Consider the following 7341-nt stretch of genomic DNA (forward strand, 5'->3'; position numbering starts at 1 on the left):
CGGCGACCCGCGCCTGCGGCCGGGCGGCGGCCACCGCCACCGACTTCGGCCATCCGGCCGCGCCGCCCGCCAGCTTCCAGCGCAGCAAGTCGGTGAGACCGCGATCGGTGGAGGGCTGGCCGGGGTTGAAGAAGCGGACCCCATCGAAGTGATCGCTGGGCGGTCCTTGATAATAGCGGTTCGTGGGCACCGCGCACGCTTAGCAGAAGTCGCCGCGAACGTCGCATCGGGGTCAGCTGGCCGGCTTCCCGAGATACTGCGCGAAGAAGTCGGTGATCTCGATGGTGGAGCGCACGCGGTTCGCGGTCTTGCGCCAGCCATGGCCTTCGTCGGGGAAGAGCGTGAATCGCACCGGCACGCCGCGCGCCTTGAGGCTGTCGACGATCTGGCGCGCCTCCACCACCGGCACGTTGGTGTCGTTGGCGCCGTGCAGGACGAACAGGGGCGTCGTCACCCGGTCGATCCGGTGGATCGGCGACAGGTCGCGCAGCATCGCGGCCTGCGTGCGCGGGTCGCCATATTCGGTGGTCGAGATCGCCGCCATCCACGGCTCGGTCTCACGGAAAAAGGTCTCGAAATTGACCACGCCGTATAGATCGGCGGCGGCGGCGAACATCGTCGGATATTGGGTGACGCCCGCCATCACCATATAGCCGCCGTAGCTGCCACCCATGATACCGAGCCGCTTGGGGTCGGCGATGCCCATCGCGACCAGCGCGTCGGTCGTCGCCTTGATGTCGCGCACGCCGTCTACCCGCTTGGCGCCGTCGTCCAACGCCATGAATGCCTTGCCGAACCCGGACGAGCCGCGCACGTTGGGCGCGAACGTCGCGATGCCGCGCATCGCCAGCGCCTGCGCGTCGGGCGACATCGACGGGATCGCCTGTCCTTCAGGGCCGCCGTGATAGCTGAACACGACCGGCATCGGCGTGGTCGCGCCGGCGGGGCGGTAGAGCCAGCCCGACATCGGCACGCCGTCGGCGCCGCGATAGGAGACCAGCTCGGGCTTGATCAGCGCGGCGAGGTCGACGCCGTCGTGCCGGCTCTGCGTCGCGCGGGTCACGGCGCCGGTGGCCACATCGACCAGATAGATGTCGCCGGTGCGGTCCGCCGCGCCGCCGGCGATCGCCAGCGTCGCGCCTTCGCGACTGAAGTCGACCGGCGCGCCATAGTCGATCGGCAGCGACAGCGGCCGGACGCGGCGTGACGCGGTGTCGTACAAGGCCATCTTCGTGCGACCGCCGACGTTCCAGGCCAGCGCCGCGGTGCGGCCATCATCGCTCAGCAGCCCGTCCGCCGCGACCGCGTCGTCGCGCGTCGCGAAGTAGCGGATCGGGCCCGCCCGGCCGGCGGCATCGATCGCGACGGTGCCGAACGCGGCGCGGTCGCGCCCGACATCGGAGGTGACGTAGACGGCGCGGCCGTCGGGCGACATCTGGCCCCAGCCGGTCTCCGCCTTGCCGTTGTGCGGGCTGAGCGGTGTCTCGCGTCCGCTCACCACGTCGACCCGGTAGGCGTTGGCGTCGCCGCGCCCGACCACGCGCAGCACCACCGCCGCGGCACCGCGCACGTCAGCGATCGTATTGAGCCCCTTGTCCGCCGCCAGCATCCGCCATTGGCCGGTGGCGACGTCGAGCAGAGCGGGATCGCGCGCGCCCGGATGATCCTTGTTGGTATCGACCATCAGCGCGGTGCCGTCGTGCGTCCAGCCGGACAGGCCGTTATTGTCGCGGCCCCCCGGCGTCAGCCGCCGCGCGGCGGTGCCGTCGGGCTTCATCACCCACAGTTGCGTGTTGAGGCCGCCGCCGGGCGCGACCGCATAGGCGATGAGGTCGCCGCGCGGCGACCAGAAGACGCTGGTCACCGGGTCGGCGAGCCGGGTCAGCTGCCGTGGCTCACCGGTCCCCGCGTCCTGCACCCAGACCTGCGGGCTGCTGCCTTCGTTCGACAGAAAGGCGAACCGGCGGCCGTCGGGCGCGAAGCTCGGCGCGCTCGCGCTGTTGATCCGCCCCAGCGCCGCGATGCGCGCCGCCACATCAGCCGGTTGCGCGAACACCGCCTGGCCGAGCCCGCAGGCCAGGAGCGTCCCCAAAACGAAACGTCGCATGGCTGATGACCCCCTGACAAGCCCGTCGGCACTATGCTGAGGACAGTCTGCTTCCGTCCAGTCAAAATCCACAATCAAGGGCGTGGGTCGACCGGGACGCGGTCAGCGTGGAGCGTCTTGCACGCGACGTTGCTCGCCGTGATGGTCCTGGTCTGGTCGATCAGGCTGAGCCCGGCCTCAATCGAATCCGCCCGCCCCTTCTGGCGGACCCTGACGACGTGGTCGCAAGGGCGGTCGGCAGCGCCTCGTCCCGCCAGCCGTTCACCACATCAGACCGGCCGTGTTCGCTCGCCGCAGGCTCTAGAGCATTTCCCGCGTGTGTTGCACATAGCCTGAGTGTCTGAGGTAGTTGGCGCATTCGTCGGACGAGAAGGCGTCGAGGAGCAGGCCGATGGTGGTCCAGAGCGTGTCGACGGAGCGGGCGGCGGCTTTGCGAAGGAGGGCCTTGAGCCCTTCGACAAGCTCAGGAGAGCCTTGGCGAACATCTGCTCGATCGGGCGGAGCCTGCCAAGAAGGTTCCGGCGATGCGCAGCATCGCTGGAAGGCAGGCGGAGGGTCAGGTCGGGGCTGTAGGGCGGCAGGTAGCGCAGTTCGGCGCCGCGTTTCTCGATTGCCTGGGCGACGCCGTGGACCTTGTGAGCAGGCAGGTTGTCCATGACGACGATGTCGCCGGGCGAGAGCGTGGGGGCGAGGAACTGCTCGACCCAGGCACGGAACAGCTCGCCGGTCATGGGGCCGTCGATCACGCAGGACGCGTCGATGCGGTCGTGTCGGAGGCCGGCGACGAAGGTTGTGGTCTTCCAGTGGCCGTAGGGCACGCTCATGACGAGACGCTGCCCGCGTGGGCTCCGACCATAGCGGCGCGCCATCTTGGTGGTGGCGCCGGTCTCGTCGATGAAGATCAGGCGCTCCGGGCTCAGTTCGCCCTGCTGCTCGCGCCAAGCCTCGCGTGCTGCGGCGACGTCGGGGCGCTCCTGCTCAGCGGCGTGCGCTGTCTTTTTTTGCGCGTCAGTCCGCGCGCCTTCAGGTAGCGGTCCACACCCGAGCGGCTGACGCTCACGCCCTCATCCGCCAGCGCCGCGCGCAGCTCGTCCAGCGTCACATCACGGTGCGCGGCGAGCAGCCGGTCGACCAACGCGCCATGCGGCTCCAGCCGATGCCGCGGCCGCCCACCCGTGCCGCGCACTTTGGCGCTGCCGCTCGCCCGCCACTGAGCCACCAGCCGGATCACGAAGCTGACGCTTACCTCGAACTTCGTCGCCACCGACCGGCGCGACGCACCAGCGTCAACCGCTCGCACCACCCGCACCCGCAGATCATCGGAATAGGCCCTCGGCATGCCTGCTGCCTCCTGCCCAGCAGCCATGCTGAATCACATCCGAGCCGGCCTGTGAATCCCTCCCAACTCTACCCGCACGAAAATGGCTCTAAGTCTGTATTTTCACGTGGAAAATGGTGCTGCCGGTGAGGATTGAACTCACGACCTCAGCCTTACCAAGCGACTTTTTTGCCTTCGCTACGCTATCCGATTCTACGATTAGCGAACGTTTTCATTGACTTGCCCCGCCGACGCTACGACGCTGTATCCGGTCATTTGCTTCCAGTTGCTTCCAAATTGCTTCCAAATTTGGGGCGATATGGCGGCCCAAACGGCACGGAATTGGGTATGGCGAACGAGGGTCATCGGATCAACAAACGGCTGGTCGACGGTCTGGTCGCCGACGGCCAGGACCGCATCTTGTGGGACAGCCAGCTGCGCGGGTTCGGCCTGCGCGTCTCGCCGCTCGGTCGGCTCACCTATATTCTCCAGTACCGCGTCGATGGCCGGGAACGCCGCTACAAGATTGGCAAGCACGGGTCGCCGTGGACGCCCGAGACCGCGCGCCAGGAAGCGCGCCGCCTGCTCGGGAGCGTAGCCGAGGGCGATGACCCGCAGCAGGTGCGCTTCGACGCGCGGGCGGAACTGTCGGTCAGCGAGCTCTGCGACCTTTACATCGAAGAGGGCTTGCTGACCCGGAAGCCAGCTTCGGTTTCGGCAGCGCGTTCCGACTTTGAGAACCACGTCAAACCGCTGCTCGGCCGCCACCGTGTGACCGCACTCTCGCGCGCCGATCTGGAGGGCATGTTGCGCGACGTCGCGGCCGGGAAGACCGCGCGAACCGTCAAGCAGGGTCCGCGCCGGCTTGCGCGCGTGCGCGGCGGCAAGGGCGCTGCCAACAGTTCGTTGTCCACGCTGAGCGCCGCGCTGGGCTTCGCCGTCGCGCGCGGGCTTCGCCCCGACAATCCCGCGCAAGGCATCCGCAAGTTCCCCGGGAAGAAGCTCCAGCGGTTCCTGTCACCGTCCGAGCTGGCGCGGCTGGGGGAAGTCCTCGCGAGCGCGGCGTCGCTTGGCGTGGAGAGCCCCTTTGCCCTCGCCGCGATCCGATTGCTGATGCTCACGGGGTGTCGCCGCAACGAGATCCTGACACTCAAGCGCGCGTACGTGGACCATTATCATCGTTGCCTCAGGCTGCCCGACAGCAAGACCGGAGCGAAGATCGTTCATCTCGGCATGGCGGCGATGCGCGTGATCGACTCGATTCCGGAAGTCACAGGCAATCCCTACCTTCTTCCCGGCCGATCCGACGGAACGCATGTGACGGACCTCCAGGCGTGCTGGGAAAGGGTGCGAGGGGCGGCCGGTCTCCAAGACGTCCGCATCCATGACCTGCGGCACAGCTTCGCATCGGTCGGCGCAGCATCGGGCGACAGCATGCTGATCATCGGCGCGCTTCTTGGCCACAGCAGCCCGAAGACGACAGCGCGCTACACGCATCTGTCGGACCACCCGCTCAAGTCCGCGGCCGACCGGATCGCAGCAGAGATCGCCCGCCTGCTCGATCCCGAGCCCGCCAATTCCGATCCCGCGCCCATCATCGATCTTGCCATGCGCGATGCGCCCAACCTCCTGCCCGATCCGGTTCTTGGGTCGGTCATCCAGACCAAGTGGCTCGACACGCGGGCGGCGGCCGCTCGGCTCGGGTTCACGGTCGGCACCATGCAGACCTACCGATGGATGGGAACCGGTCCTGCGTTCCGGAAAATCGGCCGCCGCGTGGTCTATGCGGCGGATGTGCTCGACGCCTGGGCACGTGTCCACGAAGCCGAACCCACAACGGCGATCGCCGCGTGACCTTGACATCGCGACTCCATGATCTACGTCTCTCATTTGAGAGACATGGAGGCGGCTATGGGCGCGCAGAGTTCGATGTTGCACGTCCGTATGGACGACGACGTCAAGGCAAGAGCGACCGCGGCGCTGTCGGCCATGGGGCTGTCGGCGTCCGACGCCGTTCGGCTCCTGTTTCACCGCATCGCCGCCGATCAGGCTTTCCCGCTCGAGCTCAAGGTGCCCAACGCCGAAACACGTGCGGCAATGGCGGAAGCCGACGCGATCATGCGCTCGCCCAAGTCGCGCTTCGCCGGTGCCGCCGAACTGATCGCCGACCTTGAAAAAGACCGCCAGCCCTAAGCGCGCGCCATTCCCGCGCACGGCCGACTACACCCGGAGCTTCGCCAAGGACTGGGAGCGGCTATCCCGTTCCGGACGCTACGATCTCGGGCGTCTGAAAGCCGTCATGCTGCTGCTGATCGCTAATGACGGCCCGCTTGGGCCGGAATGGCGCGATCACCCGCTCAAGGGCGAATGGGCGGGTTTTCGGGAATGTCATGTCGGTGGCGACTTCCTGCTGATCTACCAGAGCGATGATAAGGTCGGTCCAAACGGCGCCATCGTGTTCACGCGCGCCGGCACGCACAGCGAGCTGTTCAACGAATAGCCGGTCCTCGACGGTCGATGATGCGATGCCCTGCGGCCGGGTGGCGCCCCACGATGCCGACCTGATTATACGATGAGTTGGCGGCTGCGCGCCGAACGATGCCGCCGATGATCGCCGGGACTCGCTGCGATCGCTGCCGACGTGGCACGCGATCGCGGCGTTTGAGAGGGAGAGGGCTGCGGCTGTCGCCGTGACGGAGTGAGGGTCGAGAGAGAGGCTCCCGACCAGCCCGTCCGGAGACCTCCCATGCTTCAGACCCTGCCTTCCCGCCGCGCCGATCCCGCCGGCGCGGCCTCGCCAGTGACCGGCGCCTATAAGGTCGATATCAGCCGCGGCGAGCGGATCGGCCGTGTCTCGTCCGAGTGGTTCAGCCGCCCCGATGACGAACGCTATTTGTCGCTGACGGAACTGCACGCGGCAGTCCGGGGCCGGGCCGAGCGCGCCACCGCCCGTACGGTCGAAACCAAGGCGCTTCGCGTCGAGGCCAGCCGGGATGATGCCGAACGGCTGGCGCTGATCGTTCCCGGCCAGGATCTGCCCGTCGCACCGACCCATTGGTCTTACGGCCAGCTATGCAGCCTCGTCGGCGCACCTGCCAGCTACATGCGGCAGCTACCGGCGTCGCTCGCCGGCATCAATCTTCAGCACGGATTGCTCTCGCACCGCGCCGAACTGGTGAAGACGCTGGAAGCCGACGATGGCCGGATCGAACTGCGCGCCGTCACTGGTCCGGATTATGGTCGAATCTGGGACTATGAGCTGGTCGAGGCCGTCATGCGTATCGCTGGCGACGGGACAGGCGAAACGCGCTGGAAGGTTCCAGGCCTGCTCGACTGGTCGACCATGACGCACAACCCGTTCGTGGAGGTCACCAAGGACACCACGACTCTCTACGCCTCGGATCGCGACGTCTTTCTGTTCCTCGTCGATGATGCGCATCCGATCGAAGCCGGCCGGCTGCCGAACGGTGACCCCGACCTTTACTTCCGCGGCTTCTACTGCTGGAACAGCGAGGTCGGCTCAAAGACACTCGGCATGGCGAGCTTCTACCTTCGCGCCGTCTGCATGAACCGGAACATCTGGGGCGCCGAGGGCTTCGAGGAGATCAGCATCCGGCACTCGAAGTTCGCCGGCCATCGCTTCGCGCATCAGGCGTCCCCCGCGCTGGAGCGGTTTGCGACATCGTCGCCGGCACCGTTCATGGCCGGCATCCGGTCCGCGCGCGAGGCGATCGTCGCACGCAAGGACGAGGACCGCGAGACCTTCCTGCGCAAGCGTGGTTTCTCGCGTCCCGAAACCGAGAGGATCATCGCGACGGTGCTGGAGGAGGAAGGCCGGCCTGTAAATAGGCGTCGAACCGGGACCCCCGATCGGCGTCTAAAAGGGACCCCTTTTACGGCGGTGGCAAGCGTCGAT

5 protein-coding genes and 2 pseudogenes are annotated in these 7341 nt (G+C 67.4%); 4 read left to right on the forward strand and 3 right to left on the reverse strand.

The window, feature by feature from the left end; genetic code table 11:
- The 3 genes and pseudogenes from HUU95_RS04290 to HUU95_RS14840 form a co-directional block, all read right to left on the reverse strand.
- Positions 1 to 190, reverse strand: a pseudogene (locus HUU95_RS04290) (MBL fold metallo-hydrolase); the annotation flags it as partial.
- A 42-nt stretch (positions 191 to 232) separates the two neighbouring features.
- Positions 233 to 2107 carry a S9 family peptidase gene (locus HUU95_RS04295; protein ID WP_174278976.1) on the reverse strand — a complete coding sequence of 625 codons (1875 nt, stop codon included), beginning with the start codon at positions 2105 to 2107 and terminating at the stop codon, positions 233 to 235.
- 300 nt (positions 2108 to 2407) lie between these two features.
- Positions 2408 to 3446, reverse strand: a pseudogene (locus tag HUU95_RS14840) (IS630 family transposase).
- A gap of 327 nt (positions 3447 to 3773) precedes the next feature.
- Between HUU95_RS14840 and HUU95_RS04315 the strand changes: the two are divergent.
- The 4 genes from HUU95_RS04315 to HUU95_RS04330 form a co-directional block, all read left to right on the forward strand.
- A complete protein-coding gene (locus HUU95_RS04315; protein ID WP_174278978.1) occupies positions 3774 to 5279 on the forward strand; it encodes a tyrosine-type recombinase/integrase in 1506 nt (501 codons plus the stop codon).
- Between the two features lie 18 nt (positions 5280 to 5297).
- Entirely contained in the window at positions 5298 to 5618 is a 321-nt protein-coding gene (locus HUU95_RS04320) for a type II toxin-antitoxin system RelB/DinJ family antitoxin (RefSeq protein WP_254602612.1), read from the forward strand.
- Positions 5596 to 5925 carry a type II toxin-antitoxin system YafQ family toxin gene (locus tag HUU95_RS04325; RefSeq protein WP_174278979.1) on the forward strand — a complete coding sequence of 110 codons (330 nt, stop codon included), beginning with the start codon at positions 5596 to 5598 and terminating at the stop codon, positions 5923 to 5925. Before HUU95_RS04320 ends, HUU95_RS04325 begins: the two co-directional genes overlap by 23 nt.
- 246 nt (positions 5926 to 6171) lie before the next feature.
- On the forward strand, positions 6172 to 7341 hold a 1170-nt coding region (locus HUU95_RS04330), incomplete at its 3' end, for a DUF932 domain-containing protein (RefSeq protein ID WP_254602613.1).

The organism is Sphingomonas bacterium (genome assembly GCF_903643065.1).
Lineage (GTDB): Bacteria > Pseudomonadota > Alphaproteobacteria > Sphingomonadales > Sphingomonadaceae > Sphingomonas.